The organism is Pseudoalteromonas issachenkonii (assembly GCF_002310795.1).
In the GTDB taxonomy this organism is placed as follows: domain Bacteria; phylum Pseudomonadota; class Gammaproteobacteria; order Enterobacterales; family Alteromonadaceae; genus Pseudoalteromonas; species Pseudoalteromonas tetraodonis.
The window spans coordinates 1,680,839-1,707,200 of sequence record NZ_CP011030.1 but is presented as its reverse complement, the minus strand read 5'-3'; the positions used below and the strand labels follow the sequence as shown (position 1 = coordinate 1,707,200).

The following is a 26,362-nucleotide window of genomic DNA, read 5'->3' as shown; positions in this document are numbered from 1 at the left end:
GACAGGTCAGGGCTAAAAATACCAATGTTTTGGGACGAATAGGCAGCAAACTAATTATTTGCATAAATTTTAACGTAACCCTTAATAATAGTTAACCTATCTATACGTAATGTTTACCTTTTATGGCGTTATAAATAGCATCACATAAAGCGCGAATACTGTTTTTGTCACTTATATACGGTGGCATTAGATAAATTAGCTTACCAAAGGGGCGTATCCATACTCCTTGAGATACAAAATAAGCCTGAATTTTAGCGACATCAATGCTACCAGCCTCTTCTGTAAGCTCTACTACGCCAATAGCTCCTAAAGTACGTACATTCGCTACGGCGCTGAGCGCTTGGCATTTATGCAGCTGCTGTAATTGAGTATTTATTTCGCTGATACAGTGTTGCCAGTTTTGGCTTAGTAATAAATCAATACTGGCGCAAGCAACAGCGCAGGCCAGCGGATTTCCCATAAATGTAGGTCCGTGCATCAAAACCCCAGCTTCTCCTTCGCTGATTCCTGTGGCTATTTTGTCGCTAGTTATGGTTGCTGAAAGGGTCATTGCGCCACCAGTCAGCGCTTTACCTATACACAGTATATCGGGCTCTATATTGGCATGCTCTACAGCAAACAATTTGCCGGTGCGGCCAAATCCGGTGGCAATTTCATCGCAAATAAGCAGCACATCATATTGAGTGCAGAGCTTACGCACACAGGCTAAATACTCACGATGATAAAAATTCATCCCCCCGGCGTTTTGCACAATAGGTTCAATAATAAACGCGGCGACTTGCTGGTGGTGCTTTAAAAAATAGCTTTCGAGTTCATCGGCCTCAGCTTGATTAAACGCACTATTAAATTGGCTAATAGGGGCAGGCACAAAAATATGCTCAGGCAAAAAACCAGCGTACAAACTATGCATAGAATTAATAGGATCGCACACACTCATCGCTGCAAACGTATCGCCATGGTAGCCTTTAAACGGGGTCATTAATTTTTGTTTTGTTGTAACCCCTTGGCTTAACCAATATTGCAGCGCCATTTTTATGGCTACTTCAACACTTACTGAGCCACTGTCGGCTAAAAACACCTTTGTTAATCCCTCTGGCGTTATCGCTACCAGCTTTTTACAGAGCTCTACTGCCGGTTGGTGGGTTATGCCACCAAACATTACATGGCTCATTTTATCTATCTGGGCGTGCATCGCTTCATTTAAAACCGGATGGTTATAGCCGTGAATAGCACTCCACCATGAGGCCATACCGTCAATGAGTTGTTCGCCCGTTTCTAAGTGAATAAGGTTGTGACTTGCATTCGTTACGGGGTAAACCGGAATAGGTTGAGTCATTGAGGTGTAGGGGTGCCAAATGTGCTGACGATCAAAATCAAGGTCTATCGTTTGTTTATTAATCATATGTAAACTTTAACTAAGTGGGCTTCGTTGACAATGGTACGGCAATACGTATTCTAAGCCAATAACACCAAGAGCAAAAAATAAAAGAGAGTATTATGGAGCTTGCAACAGTTCGACACGATTGGACCCACAGTGAGGTGAAAGCCTTATTTGAAATGCCATTTAACGATTTATTATTTAAAGCCGCCTCTGTGCATCGCGCTAATTTTAATCCAAACGAAGTACAAATTTCTACGTTGTTATCTATTAAAACCGGTGCCTGCCCAGAAGACTGTAAATATTGCCCGCAATCGGGGCATTACAAAACTGATTTAGAACGCGAGCGCTTAATAGAAGTAGAAAAAGTGGTAGAGCAAGCACGGTTAGCAAAACAAAAAGGCGCCACTCGTTTTTGTATGGGGGCTGCATGGTCAGATCCAAAAGACAGAGACATGCCATACATTTCGCAAATGGTAAAAGAAGTAAAAGCCCTTGGCCTTGAAACCTGTATGACTTTAGGCATGTTAAATAACGAAAAAGCCCATGAACTGCGCAGTGCAGGGCTTGATTACTATAACCACAACCTCGACACTTCACCTGAATACTATGAGCAAATTATATCAACTCGTACCTTTCAAGACCGCCTTGATACTATAGGCAATGTGCGAGACGCTGGTATGAAAGTCTGCTCCGGCGGTATTGTCGGTATGGGTGAGCAAGCAAGCGACCGCTATGGCTTATTAATGCAGTTGGCTAATTTACCCCAGCAGCCCGAAAGTGTGCCAATTAATATGCTAGTAAAGGTAAAAGGAACACCGCTTGAAAACGTTGATGACTTAGACCAGTTTGAGTTTATTCGTACCATAGCCACAGCACGTATTATGATGCCCCATAGCTACGTACGTTTATCAGCAGGGCGCACAGCAATGAACGAACAAATGCAATCAATGTGCTTTTTTGCCGGTGCTAACTCTATATTTTATGGCGATAAACTATTAACAACAGAAAATCCAGAAGCCGATGCCGACATGCAATTAATTAAAAAGCTTGGGATGAACCCAGAAACACGCCACGATTATTCAGATGAAGCCGTTGCTGCGTCTTTGTCATCGCAAGTGGCCGATAAAGCAACCGCAGAATTGTTTTACGAAGCGTAAAGTGCTCAGTACTATGGTAATGGTTTAAAGTATCGCGTTGAAGGTTAAAGCATTTATGTCATTTGAATTTATAAACACCCATTTAGATGAACGCAAAGCGCAGCAGCTCTTGCGTAAACGCTATGTAGTACAAAGCGCAACGGCGCGTACTATTACGGTTAATGATAAAACCTACCTTAACTTTGCGAGTAACGATTATTTAGGGTTTGGCGATTCGCCGGTGGAGTTAACCAGCGCGCCATTACTAGGTAGCCACAGCTCAGCATTAGTAACGGGTTATCAACAACCACAGCAAGCGCTTGAGCAAGCTTTATGTAGTGCTTTGGGTTATGAGGCAGGCATGTTGTTTAATTCGGGCTTTAGCGCAAATAGCAGTGTGATTAAAGCCTTGTTTCAAGATAAAGCGACAGCGCAACACAGTGCGATTTTTCAAGATAAACTCAATCATGCCAGTTTAATTGATGGCGCATTACACGCTAACGCCGCGTTAGTACGCTTTAACCATAACGATATAAACCATTTACGCTCACGGCTAGAAAAATCAAAAGCGCGCAATAAGCTCATTGTGTCTGAAGGTGTGTTCTCCATGGATGGTGATACTGCGCCAATTAAAGCGCTATTTACCTTAGCAAAGCAGCATAACGCCTGGTTAATGATAGACGACGCCCATGGTTTTGGTGTTTTAGGAAAATCGGGGCTTGGCAGTTGTGAAGCCTTAATTGCAGCCGATACCTTGCCCGATATTTTAGTGATCACCTTTGGTAAAGCGGTTGCTAGTAGTGGGGCGTGCGTATTAGGTTCGCAGCATTTTATAGATTACATGCTGCAGTTTAATCGTGATTATACCTACTCAACCGCTATGTCACCGTTTATTGCCGCTCATACTTTGGCGCGTATTAAAAGCATAAGAGACGCCAACGACAGGCGAGCCAAATTAAACGCTAATATTGCGCTGTTTAAACGCCTAGCTAAAGAGCAGCACATTGCTCTAATGGACTCTAACACCGCGATTCAACCGATTGTTTTAGGCTGCGCCGAGCAAACGTTAAAAGCCAGTGAGCAACTAAAGCAGCAGGGCATTTGGCTAACGGCTATTCGCCCGCCAACTGTTTTACACAATACCTCGCGTTTGCGTATTACCTTAAGTGCAGCCCACACCCATGAGGATATAAAACAACTCGTTGGTAGCTTACAAAAGGTTATTTCATGATAAGCCCGCAGGCAATTAAAACTAAGCCACTTAGCCCTACAACTATGTGTATAGCTGCTCAGGCTTTAAAAAAAACCACAGCGCATAACTTTTCAAAAGCAGCAAACAGTTACAGCCAGCATGCCAATGTGCAAAAACAAGCGGCAAATGATTTATTTAAACTCATTACTGCAAGCCCTAAAAAGCTCTGTGTTGACTTAGGGGCAGGGCCGCTTGTTAATACTCAGGCTTTAAAGGCATTATTTGGCCAAGTTGTTGCCATAGATTTAAGCTTTAACATGCTAAAAAGCAGTAATTTAAACACCCCAAAACTGTGCGCCGACATGGATAATTTACCGCTGCAAGCTAACAGTATTGACGTGCTATTTAGTAATTTTGCGCTGCAGTGGTCTGCTAATTTTGAAGCCTTAATGCACTCGCTTTACCAAGCATTAAAACCAGGCGGGCAAGCCTATATTAGTACGGTTGTTGCAGGGTCATTAAACGAGGTCAAAACCGCCTTTGCAGTGCTTGATTCACATAATCATATTAATCAGTTTGCAAGCCATAATAATATAAACCAATCGGTCGAAAAGGCCGGGTTTAAGATCAACGCATCAAAAAAAGTCATTTATACCGATCAACACAGCAGTGCATTAGCGGCTATAAAATCGATTAAAGCCATTGGTGCCACCACACAAAATCATGCAACAAGTCGTCGTGGTTTATTAACCAAATCAGCGCTGCAAAAAGTATGTGATGCCTATCCGATTATAAACAATAAAGCCCATGTATCTTACCATGTGGTATTGTTATCATTAGAAAAAGCCCAGTAAAAATAATAAGGCCATGCCATGCACCAGTTTTTTATTACCGGTACCGATACCGACGCCGGTAAAACTCATGTAACCAGTTTGCTGTTAAAGTTACTCGCGCAACATAAAAAGCGCGCAATAGGTTTTAAGCCGATTGCCTCTGGGTGTGAAATGGCGTTTGAGCAGCTCGTAAACGCCGATGCGCTAATGCTAATGGAAAGTGCCACGGTCAGCGCTAAATACGACATAATTAACCCATTTGCATTTGCGCCGCCAATAGCTCCGCACATTGCTGCAGAGCAAGCGGGACTAAACATAACAGTAGAGAAGCTCAGCATGGCTTATCAACATGTTAAGCAACAAGGCGCAGATTACCTGTTAACAGAAGGCGCGGGCGGCTGGGCATTACCAATTAATAATAACGAGTATTTATACGACTGGGTAAAAGCAGAACAACTGCCAGTAATATTAGTGGTAGGGATGAAACTAGGCTGTATAAATCATGCATTACTCACTGCTGCACACATGCAAAGTATGGGTGTTAATTGTGTAGGGTGGATTGCAAACCAAGTTGATGCCACTATGGATGAATACCAAGCAAACCTAGATTCACTCATAACACGTTTACCATTTCCACTGCTTGCCATTAGCCCATACAGAGAGCAAACCCCTAAATTACAAATTTATAAAACCCTGCTTGAAAAATTATCCATAAATCCATAAATAACCCTTGTGTTGTGACATAGTTTGTCACAGAATAGCGCTGACGTTATGACATAGTGTGTCATAACGCAGTGATTGCTCAAAGCCGATCAAACATAGTAAATCGCTCAGCAATAAATGTTATTTTTGGAGAACTCGTATGAAACGTGTATTTTTGTTTTTATTAACTAACCTAGCAGTTATGTTGGTATTAGGTGTAGTGCTTTCAATAATAATGAGCGCGCTGGGTTTGAGCCATCGTAGCCTTGGCGGAATATTGCTTATAGCCTCTGTATTTGGCTTTGGTGGCTCGTTTATTTCGTTATTTATGTCTAAGTGGATTGCTAAAAAATCAACGGGCGCACAGGTAATTACTCAACCGCGCAATGAAACCGAGCACTGGCTTGTCCAAACTGTATCAGCACAAGCTCAAAAAGCAGGTATTAAAATGCCTGAAGTAGCAATTTACGACAGCCCAGAAATGAACGCCTTTGCAACTGGCCCAAGTAAAAATAATTCGCTGGTGGCGGTAAGTACGGGTTTATTACATAACATGAGCCAAGATCAAGCCGAAGCCGTATTGGCGCACGAGGTATCGCATGTGGCTAATGGCGACATGGTAACGCTCACGCTTATTCAAGGTGTGGTGAATACCTTTGTTATTTTTGCCGCTAAAGTGTTGGCTGGCATTGTAGATAATTTTATCAATAGCGATGAAGAAGAGGGCGGCAGCAGCTGGACTTACTTCTTATTCGATATGTTATTCCAAGTATTATTTGGCGTATTGGCAAGCATTGTGGTTGCCCATTACAGCCGTAAGCGTGAATTTGCAGCCGATAACGGCGCAGCTCAGTTGGTTGGCGCAGACAAAATGCGTTCAGCCCTTGAGCGATTAAAGCAAAACCACCCATCGCAATTAGAAGGCTCAATGATGGCGTTTGGTATTGCCAGTGGTAAAGGCATGGCTGAGTTGTTTTCATCTCACCCACCGCTTGACGCACGTATAGACGCACTACGTCGTTAAAAAAATTCAAGTTTTTCACAGTACTTGTAACAAAAAGCCTGCATTTGCAGGCTTTTTTATTTTTAATGTTTTTTATTGCGATTGAATAATGTCAGTAATGCCCTCTGGCGAGAGTATTTCAATCCAGTAACCATCAGGGTCTTTAATAAAGGCAAGGCCTTTCATTGAGCCACCGTCTGGCTGTTTTACAAACTCCACATCATACTTAGCAAAGCGCTCGCAGGCTGAGTATACATCGGGTACGCTTATACCAATATGGCCAAACCCTTTTGGTTCTTCATTTCCACTGTGATAACCGCTAAAGCTGTCGTCGTTTTCAGTTCCCCAATTATGGGTAAGCTCAATCAGCGCAGGGCGGCGAAACACCCACTGTGTTTTTTGTTTATCATCGCCTTTTGGCATATCTTGCTCATAGCCTAAAAAGTACAAAGTAAACTCCATACCAGGAAAGTCGTACTTTCCTAATAGTTTCATGCCCAATACGTTTTCATAAAATGCCAGCGACGGTTTTGGATCTTTAATACGCAACATGGTTTGCTGCATCACATAGCCCTCAGTGGCCTGTGCAATTTGCTCTGGAGATTCGTTATAGCTAGACATGAGATAATCCTTAATAAAATGACTGAAAAAACCTTAATGGATTTAAAAAGGCAGGGTGTACGCTCATCATAATAAACAGCAGCAAAAATTAAAACCACCTTGCTAAATTGTTGGGTGCTTTGTAAGCAGAAAATGGCATATTTACGTGTGCTGTATATTTATACAGTTTATGGCGTTTTGTCCAATATTACTGATCTCTACCATTTTGGTATATTTGTGCATTTATGAAGTATGAGCCGAAGTTAACTAGTTGTTTACAGGTGTTTATTTGAGGGCTAAGATAAATTCTATGTAATATATGGACATTTGTCGGTTTATAAAACGACAAATGTCGTAGACAAAGTTGTTAAGTTTCTAAGTAGGTGAACGTGGATAGTTGTCCAAATAAAGAAATATTCAATTCCTTATCATCCTCATTCGATAGAATTGATGAAGCTGCATGGTTCATTCGATTAATGGAAGAAAACTACCATGAAGCTGATAAATTTAGGTGGTCTTTAAACTCTTTTTTGAGAGCATTAAAAGAAATCATGCAATTGGTCACCATGGAAGTTCAAGGTGATAAAGGGCTTAAAAAAGTGGTCACTGCTAAGAAGGCGGAATTATCCAAAGATCCTTTAATATCTTTCCTTTATAAACAGCGTGACATAATTGTACATAAATCTATGTTAAAGCCTGCAAGCAAGGCTGGTGTTGGATTTACTCGTGGTAGAGGTATGAAATTGGGTTTAGGTTTTCCTATTGACCCGCTCAGTGATAGCGAAATAGGGATTAAAAAGTATATTAATTACGCAGCTAAAGATGTTGATTTCCTCGGTATTTTATATACCGAAGAAGATGGAGGTGGCGAATATACATGTGTGCAGCGAGAATGGAAATTGGAGCAATTTCCTGACGATGAAATCACTGCACTAGCAGCATCTGCTTGGGAGAAAGTCACACAAGCATTTTTTGATGTAGCTGGGGAAATGGGAGCCAAATTAGTAAAACCAACTTTTACACTAGGCAACCCAAACCATGTGCAATTTGAAATATATACTCCTGAATGGGTGAAAAATGAATTAGAACATGCAAAAAAATGGCATGCTGAAAACGAAACTTAACAAGTTGCTTAAACGGACAAAAAACAGTTGGCTTTTGCTCGTTCCTCGCTAATTTTAGCCAACTATTTTATTGCCGCTTAGCAAAGCGTTATGTTTACAAGGAAATTCGGCGTATGTTTAAAAAGCTATTTATATTATCGATATTGGTGTCATTATTCGGTTGTCAAAGTACCAATAATTCGAGTGGAGATAATGTAAATATTTACGGAGTTATATTTGCAGTTAAAGTAGATAAAGACGGTAAATTATCAAATCTACGCTTTTCAAAAGCAACTAACCCAATAAAAAATATCGATATTAATTTTCAGCCACCTTCTAACTATGTTAAAAAAGTGGAAGCTAAATTAGCTAAGCGCCAATTCGAAGTACCTAAAGATGGTGCGGATTTAAATAAAGAATCATTTATCCCATGTTTCTACGTTAAATCAAATCCATCTGACATAAAGTGCTACGGTGATGAGTAAACATAACAAGAAAATAAACAAGGACTTAAAACAGTTGGCTTTTGCTCCTTCGTCGCTTATTTTAGCCAACAATATTTAGCCCATTAATGGGGCGTTATATGCCTAAGAGAGTTATGTGAATATTGCTATTTTTGTAGTTTCATTTGTGGTCTATGTTTGGCTCTGCTTGAGTATCGTAAAGTTCCATAAACATTTAGCAGATAAACTTAAACTGGTTAATCGTCGTAGTTTGTTAAACGTGTTTAGCCAATATATTTGGTTTCTGTTGTTTATCGTTACCTACATCCCATTTAGTATATTCTTCCCTGCATGGTTAAATGGAAATCTTGGCATTGTGCAAGAGTCCCCAAATGTAACAGCTATTTTCATTTTGTTGGGATGTTTAACGCTAGCAATTACTATGTGGCTAGGTTATAAAAAAAACTAAGCAGGCGAATTGGTAATCGGCATATAACAAAGCAAATTAAAAAGTGCGGACAAAAACTAGTTGGCTTTGTTCGTACCTCACAAATTTTAGCCAACTAATTTTTGCCGTTTATTTGTGGCGTTATTGCTCTATGAGAGGAAATAGTTTGAATATACGAAAAGCAGAGTTACGAGATTTGTCATTTTTAGTCGAGTTCACTTCCGAAGAAGCTCGTGAAGCTGAGAATGCTGTCAAGATACCCGAAACTCTAAAGCGTGGTATAGAAGTCGCACTTTGTGACCGAGATGTTGCAAGTTATTGGGTTATGTCTGATGAAAATGATATTCCGATAGGTAGTGTTTCCTCGATAAGAGAATGGAGTGATTGGAATGCTGGCTATTATTGGTGGATTCAAAGCATGTACCTAAGACCCGAGTATAGAGGCAAAGGTTTAATGAGCGAGTTGATCACATGTGTAGAGTCAGAAATGTATCGAGAAGGCGGTTTAGAGCTGAGGCTATACGTACATAAAGACAATGCTGTTGCCAAGCGAGCTTACGAAAAGTCGGGTTTTTCTTTGTCTGATTATCAGATTATGGCCCTGGGTAAAGAGCATTAACAAACAATTGAAGCAGACCCTCAACGCTCGGCGATTTTGGTTTGCGTTAATTTTGGAGTTGCCGAGTAAAAACCAAATGGGGTCAAATCTTGACTTCAGACATCAATACATGCAGCAATCTTATAAGCTGCTTTTAAAATGCTGGTGACTCACTAGCTAATTAATCTTTGTGTTAAATTAAGGAAAAGGATCTTTAATGGAAGGTATCAATTATGAAAGGTATTAAACGTATTTGGTTTTGGTTTACGCTAGTTGTGTGCCCATTATTAATTATTTTAGGTGTGGCTACCTTTGCACAGTTATTAGTGCAGTACATGTATTCTCAGCAATTTAGTTTCTCGTCACTATCAAGCTTTCAAATTGCGTTTATGGGGGGCGGAATTTGTGCGTTTTCTGTATTTTTAAACACATTAAAAGAAGCAAAAATACGCTTTTTTGCAAAATGAGTTAGTTAATAAGGAAAAGTACGTTTGTTGGTGGGCTCGCTAGGTTTGCTTGGTTTTGAGCCTGTTTTAAAACGGGTGTAAAATTAACAGCTATTAAATGGATGATTCAAGGATGAACAAAGGATTATTAAAATCGTGGAATGACGAGAAAGGCTTTGGCTTTATTAAATCAACTACACTGCTGCACGATACCTTTATACACATTTCATCGCTCAAACATATGAGCCGTAAACCTAAAGTGGGCGACATTATCTATTTTGAGGTTGCGACTGAGTCTAATGGTAAAACTAAAGCTGTAAATTGCCGTATTGAGGGCGTACTCGCACAACCACACATAAAAGCTTCATCAAGGCCAGTTAGAATAAGCAAAACCTCAGGTAAGAACTCACCTTTAATGAAGCTTATAACACTTGGTATTATTTTTGGTATTGGTTTTAGTGTTTATAAAACCGGTTTTTTAAATACCAAACAAACACCTGTAGTGACTAATGCTAACTTAGAGTCATTTATGCCCGCGGGTTCAAGCTCACTTAATAAAACACAGCAAGCATTTCGTTGTGATGGCCGCCAACATTGTAGCCAAATGACCTCCTATGCAGAGGCGTTATTTTTTATTCAACATTGCCTCAATACCAAAATGGACGGGGATAAAGATGGCAAGCCCTGTGAACGGCAGTTTGGAAATAAGTAGTTTTTATATAGGGGTTATCGATAAAACAGTAATTTGGTTAAACCTGTTAAATGGAATACGATTTTTGATAATACTGCTATAAATAGCTGGTGGAATAAAGGCACGATAAGGTGCTTTACGTTAAGCTATATTGGATTAACTGTTAAACACCATGGAGGATGTTATGTTTAAAGTAATAATTGGATGTGCTGTTATATTTTCGTTTGTTTGTATGTTACTCGCCGCCGCACCTTTTACGCCTGCAATATCAGGATCATTTATTATGCTGTTGTTTGCAGGGGCTATTGGTTACAAGGGCTATTTGCAATCAAGTTTGATACTGCTGTTAATTAATACGCTGGCAGTTATTGGCAGCCCAGCTATAAATATAGAAAACACCGAAACATTACTGTTTTTACCAATATTATTTTTAATCTCATTTGGTGGTGTTTTAGTAGGCGTAAGAAAGTTAACTTTAAAACACGTTTTGTAGACGAGAGTTTTGCCAACGTTTGAGGCAAGCTTTTTGTTGTTAAGCAATAAGGTGTAGCAGCGCTTCGCTCCCTGTTTTTTCTCTAAAAGCAAAGCGTCTGTTACAAATTTAAAACTAAAGCGCTTCAAAAATGGCTGCAATACCTTGCCCGCCGCCAATACACATTGTAATTAACCCATATTTGCCTTGAATTCGTTTTAGTTCGTACAAGCATTTAGTTGATAAAATTGCACCTGTTGCGCCTACAGGGTGCCCTAACGCAATGGCGCCGCCATTCGGGTTTACCTTATGCGCAGGAAAGTTTAACTCGTTGGCAACGCACAGTGCTTGTGCTGCAAAGGCCTCGTTAGATTCAATTACATCCATGTCGTCAATGGTTAAGCCGGTTTTTTCAAATACCTGTTGTACTGCAGGAATAGGGCCGATACCCATTAAAGTAGGATCAACGCCTGCTCTAGCATAACCCACTAAACGAGCGAGCGGTTTTAAGCCTTGCTCATTGGCTTTTTGCTCTGACATAAGTACCAACATGGCTGCACCATCGTTTATACCTGATGAGCTTGCTGCGGTAACGGTGCCATCTTTTTTAAAGTAGGGCTTTAAAGTTGCAAGTTTATCGGCTGTGGTATCGGCGCGAACGTGTTCGTCGGTGTCAAAAAGGTACGACCCTTTTCGCGACTTGATTTCTATTGGGAGGATTTGCTGTTTAAAATGGCCCGAGGCAATCGCTTTTGCGGCTTTATGATGACTGTTTGCTGTGTACTCGTCTTGCTGCTGACGGCTAACTGAATATTTTTCTGCGATGTTTTCAGCAGTTATTCCCATCGGGTTATTATCCCATGGGTCTTGTAAGGTCGTGGTGAGCTCATCGACCATAGTGCTATTACCCACTTTTTGCCCCCAGCGGTTACTTTCGAGGGTATAGCCAGAGCTGCTCATGCTTTCAGCTCCGCCAGCAAGGGCTGCATCTACATCACCTAATTGAATTTGTTGTGCCGCTTGAATAATGGCTTCAAGGCCAGAGCCACATAAGCGATTAAGCGTTACAGCGTGGCTGCTTATAGGCAACCCAGCATCGAGACCAATGACTCTGGATAGGTAAGCGTCTTTAGGGCCGTTATGAATAACTTTGCCTACCACACATGAACCTACTTGGTTAGGGATAAGTTTAGACCGATTTAGGGCTTCTTTTGCGCACAAAGTGCCAAGCTCAGCTGGGCTAAAATCTTTGAGACTGCCACCAAAGCTGCCGATAGCGGTACGAACCGCACTGAGTATTACTACGCTGTTGTTTGTATTTTGTGCCATTGTTGTTCTCTTATTATTTTTATAATCACTTTGTGCTGGTGTATGTTAATAGACTAATGTGATTAATAGTTTTATTAATGCATCAAAGCATAATTTCTCAATAAACTAAAGGCGAGGTTGGTTCAGCTGTATATGTATTTTAATAAAGGGAATAGTAAAGTAGGTGAGTAGTAATAATATTTTTGTTTAAATTTATGAAATAGGGCTCTCATTATGAGAGCCCACAGGTGTTTATAAATCAATCATTTCAATATTAACAACGACATTTTTAAAACCCGCATCTTCAAACTCTTTTTTTAACTTTTCTGCACTAGAGTACTCACTAGATGAAACACTTCGCTTACTTCTTTGGTTAGTGACAATTGGGGTTTCGTCACCAAAGTAAACACTGCCCGCAAATTGGCTTTGTGCATAAAAGTGGCCTGTTAGGGTTGTTTTTTTAGGTCTTAAAACATGACTTAAATAGTATTGCATTGTTGATAAGCTTGTTTGTTGTATCATCCAAGGCCAATCCCATTTTTTATTCTCACCTGGTATATAGCGATGTTCCCATTGATACTCAATGCTTTTATCTTGACCTGCCCAACGGCCAATTACAAAATTAGCAGTGTCGTTAGGTCTGTTTTCTGGGTGGGTTAATAAAGCATTGCCTCCCCATCGCATAAAGCCATTTATAGATAGATCATAGGTAATATCAGCATCGAATGCATACGGATACGATATTGATGATTTAAACAAATCGACCTTTGCATTAAGCTGTGTGTATGCTGGTACATTGGTTCTTGCCTGTACAACTACTCGCTCAGCTTCTGAGCCGCCATTACTTGTTCCCCATGCTTGCTCCGCTGCGATTGTGACTGATAACGAAGTGTCTGATCCGCCAGTAACAGAGGGAGACTTCCATGTATTAGATAATGTAACAGACTCAGAAATACTGTAATCATTGGTTTTAGACCAGTTGGTTGCCGCATCGTATTCAATTGTAACCACTGACATTTGAGCTGCTGACGTGTCATTCACTGCAGGGACTGTTAACGTTTTTATTAGTTCTTTGTCGGCAGCAACAATATCACCTGTTATTTTATATGACTCGTTATCCATCACATATTGAAGGTTAGATACGGTAATAGCTGACTTTTCATCACATCGATAACCATCACAACTGCCACCATTGTAACCTTGTATTTTCCACCCTGAGCCCGTTTTGGTTACCTCCATGTCATCACCCACATAGCTAGAGCGATTTCCACCAACCCACGCAAATCCCATTGTATGGGCAAGGTATGAAAGGGGTTTTATAAACCCCTCTTTTTGATTCACTAAGTCCCATTCAATTTGGCTTTGACTGCCTGGCGATACTTTTACGGGACTTAATGTAGGGATCTCATTAATAGGATCGTTAGGGTAGCACCAAGAATTTGCAGCAGTCCCTTGTTTTATTTCACCTGCGTAGCCAGAACCCATAATAACCCAGCCATTAGCTAATCCCGTTATTTGCCACTTACCCATTTTGTTAGTAAGTTCATTTCTGTAGGTTTGCGCTTCAGCCTTTGTAATTAGTCTATTATCAGCTGAGCAAACTCCAGCACCTAAGCTTTCATTTTTAAGTTGATCTGGATAAATTGCAGTTGTATTAGCACTTACAAAACTTGTATGCGACAACAGCAATAGGGGTAATATTTTTTTCATTAAGTTACATCCTTTAAAATTATATTTTAATGAGGTCCTAATTAAATAATCTAATTTTGGACCGATTTTGATTCTAAAGAACTCGCTTTATTTTTATAGAGTGTTATATGAAAGTTGATTTTTCAAAAATATTAGTTGCTTAAACATTACAAAAATTAATTAAATTATTAATGCTGCGGTAGCTACATTTTGATTCCTTTGAGAGAGTGCTCTAAAAAATCAATTAAATAGCGTGTGCTTTTTGGAATTAATTTATCAGGCCATATCAGGTTTACATCTCGCTTTATGGGTTTGAACTGAGTTAATACTTCAACTAAGCTTTCGTCTTTTATATGCGGTAATAAACAATATTTAGGGCCATAATATACACCTCTTCCTTCAATAGCAGCTAAGGCACACATTTCTATATCGTTAGAAATAAAGTTAGGTTGAGGTTTAAAAATTACCTGTTCATTTTTATTTGTTTTAAAGGACCAGTTTTCGAATGGCGAGCACGATATGTGGGGTAGTTTAGCTAAATCGTCAAAATTACTTGGTATGCCATATTGCTCAATTAAACTCGATGAACAAGCTAAAACAAAACTCATTTGGTTAATAACTTTACATATATTTTGAGAGCTATCTAGTTTTCCAATTCTAATGGCTAAATCAAACTCGGTAGCTTTTAAATCAAGGCGTTCATCCGATAGCATCATATGAATTTTAATATTTGGATAAAGTAATGTGAATTGATTTATAACGCCTGAGAAGTACACACTCTTTATAAAGTTTTGCGGCGCTATTAGTTTAATTTTACTCACTTTATTTTCACTGAAATTCTTAAAATTGCACAGCGTAGTTTGTAAACCTTCTACATGGGCTAGGCAGTGGCTATAAAAACTCTTTCCAGGTTCTGTTAATCGCAAACTTCCTTTTTCACGATAAAACAACGCTAACGATAAGTCTTCTTCAAGTTTTTTTATTTTTCTTTGTAAAGTGGGTAAAGGAATATTTAACTTTACTGACGCTTCATTAAATGTTTTGTAATGATTTACTTTTATAAAAAGCGCTATGATATCAAGCAAGGTAAATCTCCTGTATTAATTTAAGACATGAAATTGTATTTAGTACTTAATAATTAGTTAAAGTTATAAAACTAATTATTTAATTAAAGTACTCATTAGTCCCTTTTGTGGCAACAAGAAATTTACCTTTGTATTAGAATATTTAATAAATTATTGTGAGCGAAGGTGTACTTACTTGAGGTATTAGTAATTAAAGATTCTGCAAATAACGCGTTTTTTAAAATAAAAACTCAGTAGAAACAATGCGTAACATTTTACGATACGTTTTAATAGACAAACAATAAACGAGTAATTACGCTAGACACACTTTTGGGTGAATAATCATGATGCATAGGATCTGATTACCTAAATGGAATTTGCCACGATAAATCAACAGAACCGAAGGTATTAAAGATGAATGTGTTTATAAAATGGTTGATTTTAGCTGCATTAATTATTGCTGCTATTGCCTGTTATTCTTATGGTAGCACTACTGGCTTATTTATTTTTATTATTGCGGGCTTTGTTTTTGAAATGGCATTTTGGTTTAAGGTGTTTCCTATAAAAAAGAAATCGTCATGATAGGAAGCCTATTTAACCGTCTTAAAAAATGAATTGTTTAAGTGGGCTTGCAGCTTTGAGCATAGAATAAATAATTAGTCTGCTATTACTTTGCTTAAATATTAGAAAGGCTGCATTTTTTGCAGCCTTTTGGTTTTTTAACTCAGTGGGTAACTCGATCGCCCCAAATGTCTTCTAGGCGACTATCACGGCCACAACGCCAGCGATAGGTGTTATAACGAATAGGATTATTTTTGTAATAATCTTGGTGATAACTTTCATCGCCCTTTATAGGGTAAAAGGTTTTAGCATCGAGAATAGGGGTTACTACCGTTTGCTCAGGAAATTCGTTAACTACTGCTTGTTTAGATTGCTTAGCTAATTGTCGCTGTTGCTCATTAGCAACAAAAATCGCACTACGGTAGCTTGGGCCTTTATCACAAAACTGACCTTTTGCGTCAAAAGGATCAATATTCACCCAGTAATGGTTTAAAATATCTTGATAGCTTAATACATTAGTGTTGTAGGTAACCAGCACAGCTTCGTAGTGGCCTTGGTGATTACCATTGTAGGTTGGATTTTTAAGTTCACCACCAGTAAACCCTGAGTTCACATCGGTTACACCTTCGAGTTTTTCAAAGTCACTTTCCATACACCAAAAACAGCCACCGGCTAAAATAGCTTGTTCGGTTTTAGCGTATGTTAATGAGCTAAACAAAATCCCCATAGAGGTCAATACTAGCGCTAATGTGTGTTTCATAAAAATGTTCACCTTTAGTTATGTATAAATACTTGTATAGTAAGACCCGCTAACTTTAAAAACTCTTTCATTACAAAGTTGCTTAAGGGTTTGAACTCACTTTATATAAAACGGATGCGAGATATGAAAAGTTTAATGACGAATGATCATTTGCATGATGAATTATTAATCATTTTACAAAACAACTTTGCTCCCTCAGGGTATAAACTACCAAACGCTGATGAGTTGATACCTCATAATCAAAATGCCCAATACCATGGCTATGCATTTACTTTAAACCAAAAACGTATAATTTACAGAAAAGCTAAAGTTACACCCGACAGACCTGGCGCTTTTTTAGCACTATGGAAACGCCCAGCGGATTTGAGTAATTTTAAACCAATTCCATTTGCCAATGAGTTTGACTATTTATTAGTAGCTGTTTCAAGTGATGGATTAACCACTATTAATAACCAAGTAGCAAATATACAAAAAGGTTTCTTTTTATTTCCGATTGAATTGTTAGTTAAAAAAGGCATCGTCACAGGTAGAAACTATAAAGGTAAAACGGCTTTTAGAGTATTTCCGCCTTGGAGCGAAAGTAGGGCATTAAAAGGGATTGGCGCATTTAGTAACTCTGCTAAAGTTACTCAGCGTTGGCAATGCGATTATTTTTTAAATCAGAACCAACATGGCTTAGTTGATTTAATTAAGTTAAACAATATTTTAGCTAACGCTGTTTAAATTTGAATTATTAAGTCACTTTACGAGCATTGTCATATATAAGGTTGTTTACTAAAGTGAGATCACACAATCATACAAATATCAGGTGAAATATGAACCAGTTAACTGAAAAGTCAATCAGTTGTCCTTACTGCGGCGAAACCATAGAAGTATTAATTGATGTGGCTGATATTGATGAGCAATACATAGAAGATTGTCAAGTATGCTGTAAGCCCATTACGTTTGTGGTGTTTGATGATGAAGACGAGCTTGGCGTAAATGTGTATAGCGAAGATGATGCGTTTTGAAGGAATCAACAAGGCGAATGACATTACAACCACTTAATAATACGCATATTATCGAGCTAATGAGTTGGTTTAATGATCAACATGACATAACTTAATGGGCTGGCCCTTACTTTAGGTACCCATTTACGGCGCAGACTTTTATTGAAAACTTAAACCTTGATGTCTCGACTTCTTTTGTATTGGTTGGACAACAAAACGTATTACTCGCTTTTGGGCAATATTATCAACAAAAAAACAAATGTCATTTGGCGCGTTTAATAGTAAACCCTATACGAAGGGGGGAGGGAATTGCAGCCACCCTAATTAAAGCATTATGTAAACATGGGCAATTAAACTTAAATGTTAATGATTGCTCATTGTTTATTTATAAATACAACCGAGCAGCAGTATCGGCTTATAAAAAGCTAGGCTTTAAAGTTGCTGCTAATACCCCAGAAAATCATGACTTAAGCCCATTACCAGAAAACTGTGTACATATGGTTAAGTGATAAATTTTGTTTAATTTAGCTATTTTGCTGTTCACGCGCTAATTGGTTAGGCAACAACTGCTCTACAATTTCTCTCGCTGGTAAGGTGTAACGTACACCATCAAACATAACCGACGTAAACTCGTTAATATTAGTAATGCCGGTAAGGGTCCAACCTTCACCACGTTTTGGGCAGTAAACAGTAGTAGTTGGTTGTATTACTTTAAAATTGTCACTCATAGTTTATCTCAATTAATGCTTGTGAATACGGTATGGTAAGTTAATAATGACGCTCTATAAAGTGCTATTTAAAGCGCGTTTACTTTATTTGGCGTAGGCATGTTTAAAACTATAAAATTACCCCGCGTTACCTTACGTTTAATTACCCACAAACACGGCGCAGCGCTATTAACAATTTTAAATAATCCACTCGTTTATGAGTTTAACGATTATAAAACACCTTTAAACAAAGACCATATTAAACAATTAATTCAAGATGATATAAGCGGATATTACGAAGGTGAAGTGATTCGACTCGCTATTGAACATAATATGAGTGGCAAACTACTGGGTACATGTGGCTTATATAAAATATGTAAACAAACCAAAAGTGCTTATTTGGGCTTCGAACTCGATCCTTTTTATTGGCAGCAAGGTTTAATGCAAGAAGTGCTGCGCGGTTTTATGAGCCAGATACCGAGTGTATTAAAGATAGAGCAATTATATGCTGAAATTCACGGACATAACGTTCGTAGTTATAATTTACTGACTAAGCTTGGGTTTGTGTTAAACGAGCAATTAAACAATGGTATTTGGCATAAGCAATTAACTAAAATGGGTGACGCATGAGAATAAAAAAAGCGATTATTTTAAATGTGTTGCTTGCTGTTAGTGTATTTGGGGTTACAACAATTGGGTTTAGTTATTACAAAAATGATGTATCAGATTTTGTTGATGTAACCCTAGATTCAAAGGTGCTTAATGAGTCTCGTAAGGTATTTATAAGGTTCCCCGATGATTTTGATAAAAATAAAGCGTATCCACTTATTATAAAAACAGATGGTAATTTTAATTTAGCTAATTGGGATAAAGCGCTAAAAGCATTAAATCCTGAAAGTATATTAAATGAGGCTATTTTAGTTGCTATACCTAATCAGTTTTTTACTGATACCCGAAATCGTGATCTTGTACCACCTTATGCAAGGAAGGACGTAAATACAAATCCTCGACCTAAACATGAAACTTCGCCAGAAATTTTTGGTAAAGCTGATTTGTTTTTAGCTTTTATAGAGCAAGAGCTACTTACTTATTTAGAGGCTAACTACAGGTTAACTGAAAACCGTATATTAACGGGATTTTCGGCAGGGGGCAGTTTTACTTTATATACGCTGCATACCAAACCATCGCTATTTAATGGTTACTTTGCATTTAGCCCTGCGGCTTGGTATGACGATATGACCGTAGTAAATCATCTTAATACCTTTTTACAAGTTAAAACACAGAGCTACTATAGACCCGCCTTATTATATTTTACTGTTGGCGGGGCTGAGCATAAATTAATGCTTGAGGCGTATAATAACTTGGAGCAAAGTTTAGTCAGCCATACTAGTAACTGGTTAGTGTGGGGCAGTAAAGTAAACCCTGATGCAAAGCATAATGATAATCCAGCATTGAGTATTACGGGGGCTTTAATGGCCTATGATGAATTTATTAATTAATAATATTGTTAAACTTTAATTAAGAGTAGTACTAGCAAAACGGCTTAACTGTATATATGTACAGTTAAGCCGTTTTGCTATAAATTATTTTATGGTGTAAATGGCTGGAGGATGTAAGGTAATACATGTAAGAACACATCATACTAAATTGTGTTTAAATGTAATCTTAGCAATGGCGTAATATAAATTATCGATTTACTCATAAGTGGAGTGGTGGGTTTATAACGCTTATTGAGTTTGGCTATCTGGATCGTTAAATAAAGAATTTAAATAACAAAAAAGGTGGGCGGTGCTTTATTTATATCAGCACCGGTCTATACGTTTAGGACTTAATTACAAAAGCGCTATTTTATTACTTAACTGTCTAAGCATATTTTCAGCATTTGGTAAGGGATCGTTTAACCCATCGATTAAGGTCATAAAATAACAGTCCATCATTACGCTTGCTTTTGTTTCATCAAACTTCGGTTGTTCACTAAAAAGCAGTTGTTTAAATTCATCCATCTGCGCTTTAAAAAAAGACGTTCTCCAAATGATGTCGCTAATTAATAGCTTACTAAATTCACTATTTTCACAATAAAAAGAATAAAGCGGATGAGCGTAATGACGTAACTTTAAGCGAGGGGAGTGCTGCGTATCTAACTGCTTTGCTTGGTTAATAATAACGGCTATTTGTTGTTGCATACCGGCCATCAATAAATCAATTTTATTTTCAAAATGACTAAACACTGTACCTACAGCAACATTGGCTGCAACCGCTATTTCTCTTGTTGATGTGTGATCGTAACCTTGCAGCAAAAATAATTCCCATGCTGAAGCTAAAATTTTATCGCGTGTCTTTTCTTTTTTACTCATTATATTTCAATGCTTTACTTGTTTGTTAAATAAAAGGGCTAAACCATTATTTGATTAGTTGAGCGCGCTCAATTAATATTGTGAGCATGCTCATTTTTATAAGGATGTTACATGAAGTTTATCAAACGTGTTATTGGTTATGTACTTTTTATTCCACTAATTTATTTTTATTCTTATTTGCTAGGGCCAATATTAAAAGCAGTTTTAGTCCCAGGAGGGGTTGCTTTTTTATGGCTTATTCTAGGGCCAACAGAGGGGACGCGTGCGTTAAAAAAAGCATTTAAGAAAAAATAGCTCAAGCTTCAACTAAACAAATCGAAAAAAAGCCCTGCTATTTTGCAGGGCTTTAAGTTTCGCTTTGTGATTTTAAGCTTGAAAGCTCAACTGATATTAAAGAACGTATCTAAAACCAAAAGCAATACCGTCATCTTCAGATTGCTCCATTAGCGCTTGCTGCTGTTTATTATTACTTTCAAAATCACCAAAGTCTTTACGTGCTTCTACATAAAGTTGTGTGTCTTGGTCAATTAAGTAATGCACACCAATAACTGCAAACTGACGCTTAAATACATCGTTAGGATCGGCATTAAAGTTTGGTTGAATTACGTAGTCATCACCTGCATCAAATAAGTTATAGGCAATAAATGGTCTAAAATCGTTATCAAAGCGATACGACACAAATGTTTCAATACCAATCGCATCTTTAATTAAACGACCTATGTTATCTGTATCGTGGTTTTCGTTTTTGTTGATATTAGCGGCTACATACAAGCCTGGCGCATCAATATTGCCCCAAATAACACCTGCACCATAAATTAAATCGTCAACAGAGCGGGTTGTTCCGTCGCCATACGTTAATTCAAACTCGCCGCGGTTAATACCCGCGGTCAGTTTTAGCTTATCAGTCACGTTATAGGTTACTGCACCGCCAAACGTATAGTTAAATTCAACTTGTTGTGCAGCAGCATCTCCAGACTCAAAATTTGCTTGGCATTGTGATTCTGTAATATTACTTACATCACAAGTATAAAAAGCGCTGTTTTTTAACTGAGTTTGAACACTAAAGTCAAAGTCGTTGTAGCTATTACGGTATTGCAGTGTTTTATCACCACGACCAGTACCATTTACTGCACCATCGTCTTTGTTGTAAGTGTAAACACCGGCAGCGTTACCATCCCATACATAGCTGTAGTTTGTAGCATACACAACATCAAACCACGCACCCCATTGTTTACCAATCGTAATTTGGCCGTATTTATCGTGTTTAAGTCCTGCATAACCTAAACGATTATATAAAAACTCATCTTGAATAGATTCAAAACGGTTGTTGTATACAATATCGCTACTGCCAACAGGGTTGACACCCCATTCAACTAAAGCCATTGCTTCCCAGCCGTTTTTTAGTTGGCGTTTAAAATCAAAATTAATTCGTGAGGCACCATTGACGATTTCGTTTTGACCTTGAGTATTTATCACTCGCGCATCAATATATCCGCCTACTGCGACTGTATTTTTTTCATCCTTAAACACTTCTACTGCTGAAACACTTGGAGCAGCTAAAATACCCGCAATTGCTAGCGATACTAATTTTCTTTTCATTGTGTGTGCCTTGCCTAAATTAAAGACGTTTTTATAATTACTAAATTCGAAGTCGTGCAGACTAGCAAAGCAATAAAAGGCTCAAAAGTGAAAAATTATCAATGACAATTAGCACAAAACACGCAGCTTGTTCATGTTAAGTTAATGCTGTTTTTATTTTGTAGCCGTATAAACTGCCAATTAATTTTGGAATAAGACATTAGGCTTAAATGCAGGAGAGGGAGTGTTGAATTTTTTTCATAGTTTCGCTTGTCGGCATGGGTAGAGCTAAAACTCTAATACTATAAAAAACGTTAATATAGCCGTATTAATTGTTAATAAAAGTAAAATGCGACCAAGTCGCCTGTAAACGCGATTAAATAATTTATAAAGGGTTTTATGCTAGTTGTTTTTTTATTAAACATTTTTTTACTGCATCAACAGTACAATAATGAGTTTTACTCACCTTTTTAGCACATTTACTCGCCCAGTACTTTGGCTATTTAATTGCTTTTATAGTTAATAAACAGCCACCGTTTACTTTGAGTTTGGTGCTATAAACTTTCATAGAAAAAAACGGTGATTTGGTTTAAACTGCGCGCAATTTAAATACTTCAGTCTCCCTTGGAGGGTAGCGCTATTATTAGTACAGCTAACATCACCATGCAATTTGGTGCTAAACCGTTATTTGAAAATATCTCAGCTAAATTTGGCGAATCAAACCGTTATGGTTTAATTGGTGCTAATGGTTGCGGTAAGTCGACCTTTATGAAAATCCTTAGTGGTGAATTAGAACCATCTTCGGGTAACGTAAGTACTGATCCAAATGAGCGCGTTGCTAAACTAAACCAAGATCAATTCGCCTACGAAGAATATTCTGTTATTGATACCGTGATTATGGGTCATAAAGAATTGTGGGATATCAAACAAGAACGTGACCGTATATATAGCCTACCTGAAATGAGTGAAGAAGACGGCATGAAAGTAGCCGCTCTTGAAACTGAATTTGCTGAAATGGACGGTTACTCGGCTGAATCTAAAGCGGGTGAGTTACTATTAGGTGTGGGTATTGCTACAGAGCAGCACTACGGACCTATGTCAGAAATTGCACCAGGTTTTAAACTTCGTGTGCTTCTAGCTCAAGTTTTGTTTTCAGACCCTGATATCATGCTGCTCGATGAGCCTACCAATAACTTGGACATTTATACAATTAAGTGGCTTGAAGATGTATTGAATCAACGTGACTGTACCATGATCATCATCTCGCATGACCGTCACTTTTTAAATTCGGTATGTACGCACATGGCCGATATTGACTACGGTGAACTACGTATTTACCCGGGTAACTACGATGAATACATGTTTGCAGCTACTCAAGCACGCGAACGTTTATTAAGTGAAAACGCGAAAAAGAAAAGCCAAATAGCAGAGCTTCAACAGTTTGTATCGCGTTTTTCTGCCAACGCATCAAAGGCAAAGCAAGCCACTTCACGTGCAAAACGAATTGATAAAATTCAATTAGACGAAGTAAAAGCGTCGTCACGTCAAACACCTTTTATTCGTTTTGAACAAGAAAAGCAGTTATTTCGTAACGCACTAGAAATGACTAGCTTATCTCAAGGTTTTGAAGAAACTTTATTCTCAGGCCTTGAGGGTTTGGTTGAAGTAGGTGAACGCATTGCTATTATTGGTGAAAATGGTGTGGGTAAAACAACATTATTAAACACTTTAGCAGGACGTTTAGCGCCTAAAAGCGGTGAGTTTAAATGGTCTGAAAATGCAAACATTGGCTACTATGCACAAGATCATGCCGATGAGTTTGAAAAAGACATGAATTTGTTTGAGTGGATGGAGCAATGGCAACAAGAGGGCGACGATGAGCAAGTTGTTCGTAGTTTCTTAGGTCGTATGTTGTTTTCACAAAACGATATCAAAAAATCTGTAAAAGTAATATCTGGTGGTGAGCAAGGTCGTATGCTGTTTGGTAAAATCATGATGCATAAACCAAATATCTTATTAATGGATGAGCCAACCAACCACATGGATATGGAATCAATTGAAGCGCTTAACTTAGCACTTGAAGCGTATGAAGGTACCTTGATGTTTGTGTCACACGACCGTCAGTTTGTATCATCAGTTGCCACCCGTATTTGGGAAATTAAAGACGGAAAAGTTATCGACTTTAGAGGTAACTACTCAGAATATTTAGCGAGTAAAGAAGCTTAATTGCTGATTGTTTCGCTGTTTAAAAAAAGCCATGTTTAACATGGCTTTTTTATTGCCTGCTGGTCGCATTAGTGCAGCATTTAAGTATATAATACCCGCCATAAAACCGGACATAAGTCCGCTATTTTTAAAATACATTACTGAGGAGTATTTATGACTGTTGGCATTATTATGGGTTCTAAATCAGATTGGCCAACCATGGAACACGCCGCCCTTATGCTAGAAAAATTTGGCATTGAGTATGAAACTAAAGTGGTTTCTGCCCACCGCACTCCTCAATTACTTGCCGATTACGCAAGTTCAGCCGCAGAACGCGGTATTAAAGTTATTATTGCAGGCGCAGGTGGCGCGGCGCACTTACCGGGTATGGCGGCGGCGTTTACATCTCTGCCAGTTTTAGGCGTACCCGTTAAATCTAAAGCGCTAAACGGTGTAGACTCTCTGTTATCTATTTGCCAAATGCCAAAAGGTGTTGCGGTAGGTACTCTTGCTATTGGTGAGCCCGGTGCTGCAAACGCAGGTTTATTAGCGGCACAAATTTTAGGATGTCAAAATCCAGAAATCTTCGCAAAAATCGAAGCGTTCCGTAAAGAACAAACTGAGACTATTTTAGCTAACCCAAATCCTGCAGAGTGATCATGAATATTTTAATTTTAGGGGCAGGGCAGCTAGCACGAATGATGAGCTTAGCTGGTGCACCGCTTAATTTAAATGTGGTTGCTTATGATGTAGGCAGCAAAAAGATTGTACATCCGCTTACAAACGAAGTGTACCCAACAACGCTCGAACAAGCGATAGAAAACGCTGATGCTATTACGGCCGAGTTTGAACATATTCCAGATGATGTACTTACACAGTGTTGTAATAGCAATAAGTTTTATCCGGGCAAACAAGCCATTAAAACCGGTGGCGACCGTGCGCTTGAAAAAGCACTCCTAGATAAAACCGCGGTCGCATGCGCGCCATATCAATTAATTACAGAAAAAGCGCATCTTGAACTCGCGGTTCAAACGCTTGGTAAGCCATTAGTCATTAAAACATGCCAAGCGGGTTACGATGGTAAAGGCCAATGGCGTTTAAAATCAGACGATCAAATTGAACAGATTTGGGCTGAAATGGCTGATTTTATTGCATCAGGCACTGAGCACGCTCCGCACACCATAATTGCAGAAAAAATGATCCCGTTTGAACGTGAAGTCTCTATTATTGGTGCGCGCGATAAACACGGCCATGTTGCTATTTATCCATTAACTGAAAACGAGCACACCGAGGGTGTGTTAACGCTTTCGGTTGCAGGTAAAAACAATAATAGCCAACTAGAACAACAAGCAATCACGGCATTTACCCGAATTGCGAATGAGCTTAATTATGTGGGTGTACTCGCCATTGAGTTTTTTGATGTGCAAGGTACATTACTGGTTAATGAAATTGCGCCGCGAGTTCATAACTCAGGCCATTGGACGCAACAAGGTGCTCATTGCTCGCAATTTGAAAACCATATGCGTGCTGTTGCCGGCTTACCTTTAGGTAGTACGCAACTTAAGCAACCGACTGCTATGATAAATGTATTAGGCCAAGCACAAATCCCTACTGATGTGTTAAAAACAGCAGATGTAACCAGCCATTGGTACGGTAAAAGTGTAAAACCTGGTCGCAAAATGGGCCACATTAATGTATCTGCTGATAATTTACAGCAATTAGGTGAACGCCTTGGTGAACTCGCAATGTGTTTACCAGAGCAAGATTACCCCGGTGTATTAGCTACCAGCAAATCGCTATTATAAGTTAAAAAACAAAGCGATAAATTGAACTTAACTTCAATATATCGCTTTACCTTCTAAAGGTTCTTTTCAATGATCCATCCAAAGTTTCGTACTATTGTGTTTGCCTTTTTTATGGCACTTTTCATGTCAGGTTTTATGTCGTTAGTTATTTCTCTATTTAATGTTGGTATGGTCGATAACATCGTATCTATCTGGCTTAAAGCGTGGTTATTTGCCTTTTGTATTGCCTTTCCAACGGTTATATTTGTTGCCCCCGTTGTCCATAAACTGACTAATAAACTCATTCGCGCTTAA

Annotated in this window: 30 protein-coding genes and 1 pseudogene; 22 read left to right on the top strand and 9 right to left on the bottom strand. The window is 38.6% G+C overall.

Annotated elements, in window-relative coordinates:
- Positions 1–100: 100 nt before the first annotated feature.
- The gene (bioA, locus tag PISS_RS07880; RefSeq protein WP_058154648.1) at positions 101–1,402 is read right to left on the bottom strand and encodes an adenosylmethionine--8-amino-7-oxononanoate transaminase; all 1,302 of its coding nucleotides are present in this window, start codon (positions 1,400–1,402) and stop codon (positions 101–103) included.
- 95 nt (positions 1,403–1,497) lie between these two features.
- Here bioA and bioB point away from each other — a divergent pair, with 95 nt between their 5' ends.
- The 5 genes from bioB to htpX all read left to right on the top strand — a co-directional run bounded on the left by bioB (position 1,498) and on the right by htpX (position 6,268).
- Positions 1,498–2,538: a biotin synthase BioB gene (gene bioB, locus PISS_RS07875; RefSeq protein ID WP_058154647.1), complete on the top strand. Its 1,041-nt coding sequence runs from the start codon at positions 1,498–1,500 to the stop codon at positions 2,536–2,538.
- Positions 2,539–2,593: 55 nt separating this feature from the next.
- Positions 2,594–3,748 (top strand): aminotransferase class I/II-fold pyridoxal phosphate-dependent enzyme, encoded by a 1,155-nt coding sequence (locus PISS_RS07870; RefSeq protein ID WP_058154645.1) that lies wholly within the window; start codon positions 2,594–2,596, stop codon positions 3,746–3,748.
- Positions 3,745–4,563, top strand: coding sequence for a methyltransferase domain-containing protein (locus tag PISS_RS07865; protein WP_058154643.1), 819 nt, complete (start codon positions 3,745–3,747; stop codon positions 4,561–4,563). Before PISS_RS07870 ends, PISS_RS07865 begins: the two co-directional genes overlap by 4 nt.
- Before the next feature lie 18 nt (positions 4,564–4,581).
- Complete coding sequence (gene bioD / locus PISS_RS07860) at positions 4,582–5,265, top strand: dethiobiotin synthase (RefSeq protein WP_058154642.1); 684 nt, start codon at positions 4,582–4,584, stop codon at positions 5,263–5,265.
- Positions 5,266–5,404: 139 nt separating this feature from the next.
- Complete coding sequence (gene htpX, locus PISS_RS07855; protein WP_058154640.1) at positions 5,405–6,268, top strand: protease HtpX; 864 nt, start codon at positions 5,405–5,407, stop codon at positions 6,266–6,268.
- Positions 6,269–6,340: 72 nt separating this feature from the next.
- Here the strand turns inward: htpX and gloA are convergent, their stop codons facing one another.
- Complete coding sequence (gene gloA, locus PISS_RS07850; RefSeq protein WP_058154638.1) at positions 6,341–6,868, bottom strand: lactoylglutathione lyase; 528 nt, start codon at positions 6,866–6,868, stop codon at positions 6,341–6,343.
- Between the two features lie 368 nt (positions 6,869–7,236).
- On the opposite strand from gloA, the gene PISS_RS07845 reads away from it, so the two are divergent.
- The 6 genes from PISS_RS07845 (at position 7,237) to PISS_RS07815 (ending at position 11,069) form a co-directional block, all read left to right on the top strand.
- Entirely contained in the window at positions 7,237–7,971 is a 735-nt protein-coding gene (locus tag PISS_RS07845) for a hypothetical protein (protein WP_016900358.1), read from the top strand.
- 113 nt (positions 7,972–8,084) lie between these two features.
- Positions 8,085–8,435 (top strand): hypothetical protein, encoded by a 351-nt coding sequence (locus PISS_RS07840; protein WP_013464968.1) that lies wholly within the window; start codon positions 8,085–8,087, stop codon positions 8,433–8,435.
- 572 nt (positions 8,436–9,007) lie between these two features.
- Complete coding sequence (locus tag PISS_RS07830) at positions 9,008–9,460, top strand: GNAT family N-acetyltransferase (RefSeq protein WP_083494655.1); 453 nt, start codon at positions 9,008–9,010, stop codon at positions 9,458–9,460.
- Positions 9,461–9,672: 212 nt separating this feature from the next.
- Positions 9,673–9,906, top strand: a complete 234-nt coding sequence (locus PISS_RS07825) for a hypothetical protein (protein ID WP_058154635.1) — start codon at positions 9,673–9,675, stop codon at positions 9,904–9,906.
- A 112-nt stretch (positions 9,907–10,018) separates the two neighbouring features.
- The gene (locus tag PISS_RS07820) at positions 10,019–10,597 is read left to right on the top strand and encodes a cold shock domain-containing protein (RefSeq protein WP_058154633.1); all 579 of its coding nucleotides are present in this window, start codon (positions 10,019–10,021) and stop codon (positions 10,595–10,597) included.
- 163 nt (positions 10,598–10,760) lie between these two features.
- Entirely contained in the window at positions 10,761–11,069 is a 309-nt protein-coding gene (locus tag PISS_RS07815) for a DUF6419 family natural product biosynthesis protein (protein WP_058154631.1), read from the top strand.
- 114 nt (positions 11,070–11,183) lie between these two features.
- Here the strand turns inward: PISS_RS07815 and PISS_RS07810 are convergent, their stop codons facing one another.
- The 3 genes from PISS_RS07810 to PISS_RS07800 form a co-directional block, all read right to left on the bottom strand.
- Positions 11,184–12,377, bottom strand: coding sequence for an acetyl-CoA C-acyltransferase family protein (locus tag PISS_RS07810; protein WP_058154630.1), 1,194 nt, complete (start codon positions 12,375–12,377; stop codon positions 11,184–11,186).
- Between the two features lie 231 nt (positions 12,378–12,608).
- Positions 12,609–14,066: an aerolysin family beta-barrel pore-forming toxin gene (locus tag PISS_RS07805; protein WP_058154628.1), complete on the bottom strand. Its 1,458-nt coding sequence runs from the start codon at positions 14,064–14,066 to the stop codon at positions 12,609–12,611.
- A gap of 182 nt (positions 14,067–14,248) precedes the next feature.
- Positions 14,249–15,130, bottom strand: a complete 882-nt coding sequence (locus PISS_RS07800) for a LysR family transcriptional regulator (RefSeq protein WP_033103433.1) — start codon at positions 15,128–15,130, stop codon at positions 14,249–14,251.
- A gap of 393 nt (positions 15,131–15,523) precedes the next feature.
- On the opposite strand from PISS_RS07800, the gene PISS_RS18900 reads away from it, so the two are divergent.
- Positions 15,524–15,691 carry a hypothetical protein gene (locus PISS_RS18900; protein ID WP_167380509.1) on the top strand — a complete coding sequence of 56 codons (168 nt, stop codon included), beginning with the start codon at positions 15,524–15,526 and terminating at the stop codon, positions 15,689–15,691.
- 142 nt (positions 15,692–15,833) lie between these two features.
- Here PISS_RS18900 and msrA read toward each other — a convergent pair whose 3' ends face one another.
- The gene (gene msrA, locus PISS_RS07795) at positions 15,834–16,430 is read right to left on the bottom strand and encodes a peptide-methionine (S)-S-oxide reductase MsrA (RefSeq protein ID WP_058154627.1); all 597 of its coding nucleotides are present in this window, start codon (positions 16,428–16,430) and stop codon (positions 15,834–15,836) included.
- 123 nt (positions 16,431–16,553) lie between these two features.
- Between msrA and PISS_RS07790 the strand changes: the two genes are divergently transcribed.
- From PISS_RS07790 to PISS_RS07780, 3 genes and pseudogenes are all read left to right on the top strand, one after another.
- A complete protein-coding gene (locus PISS_RS07790) occupies positions 16,554–17,153 on the top strand; it encodes a MepB family protein (protein ID WP_058154625.1) in 600 nt (199 codons plus the stop codon).
- Positions 17,154–17,245: 92 nt separating this feature from the next.
- Entirely contained in the window at positions 17,246–17,440 is a 195-nt protein-coding gene (locus PISS_RS07785) for a CPXCG motif-containing cysteine-rich protein (protein ID WP_013464956.1), read from the top strand.
- Between the two features lie 116 nt (positions 17,441–17,556).
- Positions 17,557–17,928, top strand: a pseudogene (locus PISS_RS07780) (GNAT family N-acetyltransferase); the annotation flags it as partial.
- Between the two features lie 15 nt (positions 17,929–17,943).
- Here PISS_RS07780 and PISS_RS07775 read toward each other — a convergent pair.
- Positions 17,944–18,147: a hypothetical protein gene (locus tag PISS_RS07775; protein ID WP_013464954.1), complete on the bottom strand. Its 204-nt coding sequence runs from the start codon at positions 18,145–18,147 to the stop codon at positions 17,944–17,946.
- Between the two features lie 99 nt (positions 18,148–18,246).
- Between PISS_RS07775 and PISS_RS07770 the strand changes: the two genes are divergently transcribed.
- Positions 18,247–18,756, top strand: a complete 510-nt coding sequence (locus PISS_RS07770; protein ID WP_033103437.1) for a GNAT family N-acetyltransferase — start codon at positions 18,247–18,249, stop codon at positions 18,754–18,756.
- Positions 18,753–19,625 (top strand): alpha/beta hydrolase, encoded by an 873-nt coding sequence (locus PISS_RS07765; protein WP_036956496.1) that lies wholly within the window; start codon positions 18,753–18,755, stop codon positions 19,623–19,625. Before PISS_RS07770 ends, PISS_RS07765 begins: the two co-directional genes overlap by 4 nt.
- Positions 19,626–19,958: 333 nt before the next feature.
- Here PISS_RS07765 and PISS_RS07760 read toward each other — a convergent pair whose 3' ends face one another.
- Positions 19,959–20,480 (bottom strand): TetR/AcrR family transcriptional regulator, encoded by a 522-nt coding sequence (locus PISS_RS07760; RefSeq protein ID WP_028835232.1) that lies wholly within the window; start codon positions 20,478–20,480, stop codon positions 19,959–19,961.
- A gap of 111 nt (positions 20,481–20,591) precedes the next feature.
- Between PISS_RS07760 and PISS_RS07755 the strand changes: the two genes are divergently transcribed.
- Positions 20,592–20,774, top strand: coding sequence for a hypothetical protein (locus PISS_RS07755; protein WP_024602491.1), 183 nt, complete (start codon positions 20,592–20,594; stop codon positions 20,772–20,774).
- Between the two features lie 96 nt (positions 20,775–20,870).
- Here the strand turns inward: PISS_RS07755 and PISS_RS07750 are convergent, their stop codons facing one another.
- Positions 20,871–22,079, bottom strand: a complete 1,209-nt coding sequence (locus PISS_RS07750; protein WP_028835233.1) for a porin — start codon at positions 22,077–22,079, stop codon at positions 20,871–20,873.
- A gap of 618 nt (positions 22,080–22,697) precedes the next feature.
- Between PISS_RS07750 and PISS_RS07745 the strand changes: the two genes are divergently transcribed.
- The 4 genes from PISS_RS07745 (at position 22,698) to PISS_RS07730 (ending at position 26,362) form a co-directional block, all read left to right on the top strand.
- On the top strand, positions 22,698–24,284 hold the full coding sequence (locus PISS_RS07745; RefSeq protein ID WP_083494672.1) for an ABC-F family ATPase: 1,587 nt from the start codon (positions 22,698–22,700) through the stop codon (positions 24,282–24,284).
- A gap of 153 nt (positions 24,285–24,437) precedes the next feature.
- Positions 24,438–24,920, top strand: coding sequence for a 5-(carboxyamino)imidazole ribonucleotide mutase (purE, locus tag PISS_RS07740; protein WP_058154619.1), 483 nt, complete (start codon positions 24,438–24,440; stop codon positions 24,918–24,920).
- Between the two features lie 2 nt (positions 24,921–24,922).
- Positions 24,923–26,068: a 5-(carboxyamino)imidazole ribonucleotide synthase gene (locus tag PISS_RS07735; RefSeq protein WP_058154617.1), complete on the top strand. Its 1,146-nt coding sequence runs from the start codon at positions 24,923–24,925 to the stop codon at positions 26,066–26,068.
- 69 nt (positions 26,069–26,137) lie between these two features.
- Positions 26,138–26,362 (top strand): DUF2798 domain-containing protein, encoded by a 225-nt coding sequence (locus tag PISS_RS07730; RefSeq protein ID WP_013464944.1) that lies wholly within the window; start codon positions 26,138–26,140, stop codon positions 26,360–26,362.

What these genes read in the sequence shown, in the direction of transcription:
- PISS_RS07790 (WP_058154625.1), top strand. Translation starts at nt 16,554, where the DNA reads ATGAAAAGTTTAATGACGAATGATCATTTGCATGATGAATTATTAATC.
- purE (WP_058154619.1), top strand. Translation starts at nt 24,438, where the DNA reads ATGACTGTTGGCATTATTATGGGTTCTAAATCAGATTGGCCAACCATG.
- PISS_RS07770 (WP_033103437.1), top strand. Translation starts at nt 18,247, where the DNA reads ATGTTTAAAACTATAAAATTACCCCGCGTTACCTTACGTTTAATTACC.
- PISS_RS18900 (WP_167380509.1), top strand. Translation starts at nt 15,524, where the DNA reads ATGAATGTGTTTATAAAATGGTTGATTTTAGCTGCATTAATTATTGCT.
- PISS_RS07840 (WP_013464968.1), top strand. Translation starts at nt 8,085, where the DNA reads ATGTTTAAAAAGCTATTTATATTATCGATATTGGTGTCATTATTCGGT.
- PISS_RS07870 (WP_058154645.1), top strand. Translation starts at nt 2,594, where the DNA reads ATGTCATTTGAATTTATAAACACCCATTTAGATGAACGCAAAGCGCAG.
- PISS_RS07730 (WP_013464944.1), top strand. Translation starts at nt 26,138, where the DNA reads ATGATCCATCCAAAGTTTCGTACTATTGTGTTTGCCTTTTTTATGGCA.
- PISS_RS07775 (WP_013464954.1), bottom strand. Translation starts at nt 18,147, where the DNA reads ATGAGTGACAATTTTAAAGTAATACAACCAACTACTACTGTTTACTGC.
- bioA (WP_058154648.1), bottom strand. Translation starts at nt 1,402, where the DNA reads ATGATTAATAAACAAACGATAGACCTTGATTTTGATCGTCAGCACATT.
- PISS_RS07785 (WP_013464956.1), top strand. Translation starts at nt 17,246, where the DNA reads ATGAACCAGTTAACTGAAAAGTCAATCAGTTGTCCTTACTGCGGCGAA.
- bioD (WP_058154642.1), top strand. Translation starts at nt 4,582, where the DNA reads ATGCACCAGTTTTTTATTACCGGTACCGATACCGACGCCGGTAAAACT.
- PISS_RS07735 (WP_058154617.1), top strand. Translation starts at nt 24,923, where the DNA reads ATGAATATTTTAATTTTAGGGGCAGGGCAGCTAGCACGAATGATGAGC.
- PISS_RS07765 (WP_036956496.1), top strand. Translation starts at nt 18,753, where the DNA reads ATGAGAATAAAAAAAGCGATTATTTTAAATGTGTTGCTTGCTGTTAGT.
- PISS_RS07805 (WP_058154628.1), bottom strand. Translation starts at nt 14,066, where the DNA reads ATGAAAAAAATATTACCCCTATTGCTGTTGTCGCATACAAGTTTTGTA.
- bioB (WP_058154647.1), top strand. Translation starts at nt 1,498, where the DNA reads ATGGAGCTTGCAACAGTTCGACACGATTGGACCCACAGTGAGGTGAAA.
- PISS_RS07825 (WP_058154635.1), top strand. Translation starts at nt 9,673, where the DNA reads ATGAAAGGTATTAAACGTATTTGGTTTTGGTTTACGCTAGTTGTGTGC.
- PISS_RS07815 (WP_058154631.1), top strand. Translation starts at nt 10,761, where the DNA reads ATGTTTAAAGTAATAATTGGATGTGCTGTTATATTTTCGTTTGTTTGT.
- PISS_RS07755 (WP_024602491.1), top strand. Translation starts at nt 20,592, where the DNA reads ATGAAGTTTATCAAACGTGTTATTGGTTATGTACTTTTTATTCCACTA.
- PISS_RS07820 (WP_058154633.1), top strand. Translation starts at nt 10,019, where the DNA reads ATGAACAAAGGATTATTAAAATCGTGGAATGACGAGAAAGGCTTTGGC.
- msrA (WP_058154627.1), bottom strand. Translation starts at nt 16,430, where the DNA reads ATGAAACACACATTAGCGCTAGTATTGACCTCTATGGGGATTTTGTTT.
- PISS_RS07810 (WP_058154630.1), bottom strand. Translation starts at nt 12,377, where the DNA reads ATGGCACAAAATACAAACAACAGCGTAGTAATACTCAGTGCGGTTCGT.
- PISS_RS07760 (WP_028835232.1), bottom strand. Translation starts at nt 20,480, where the DNA reads ATGAGTAAAAAAGAAAAGACACGCGATAAAATTTTAGCTTCAGCATGG.
- gloA (WP_058154638.1), bottom strand. Translation starts at nt 6,868, where the DNA reads ATGTCTAGCTATAACGAATCTCCAGAGCAAATTGCACAGGCCACTGAG.
- PISS_RS07750 (WP_028835233.1), bottom strand. Translation starts at nt 22,079, where the DNA reads ATGAAAAGAAAATTAGTATCGCTAGCAATTGCGGGTATTTTAGCTGCT.
- htpX (WP_058154640.1), top strand. Translation starts at nt 5,405, where the DNA reads ATGAAACGTGTATTTTTGTTTTTATTAACTAACCTAGCAGTTATGTTG.
- PISS_RS07865 (WP_058154643.1), top strand. Translation starts at nt 3,745, where the DNA reads ATGATAAGCCCGCAGGCAATTAAAACTAAGCCACTTAGCCCTACAACT.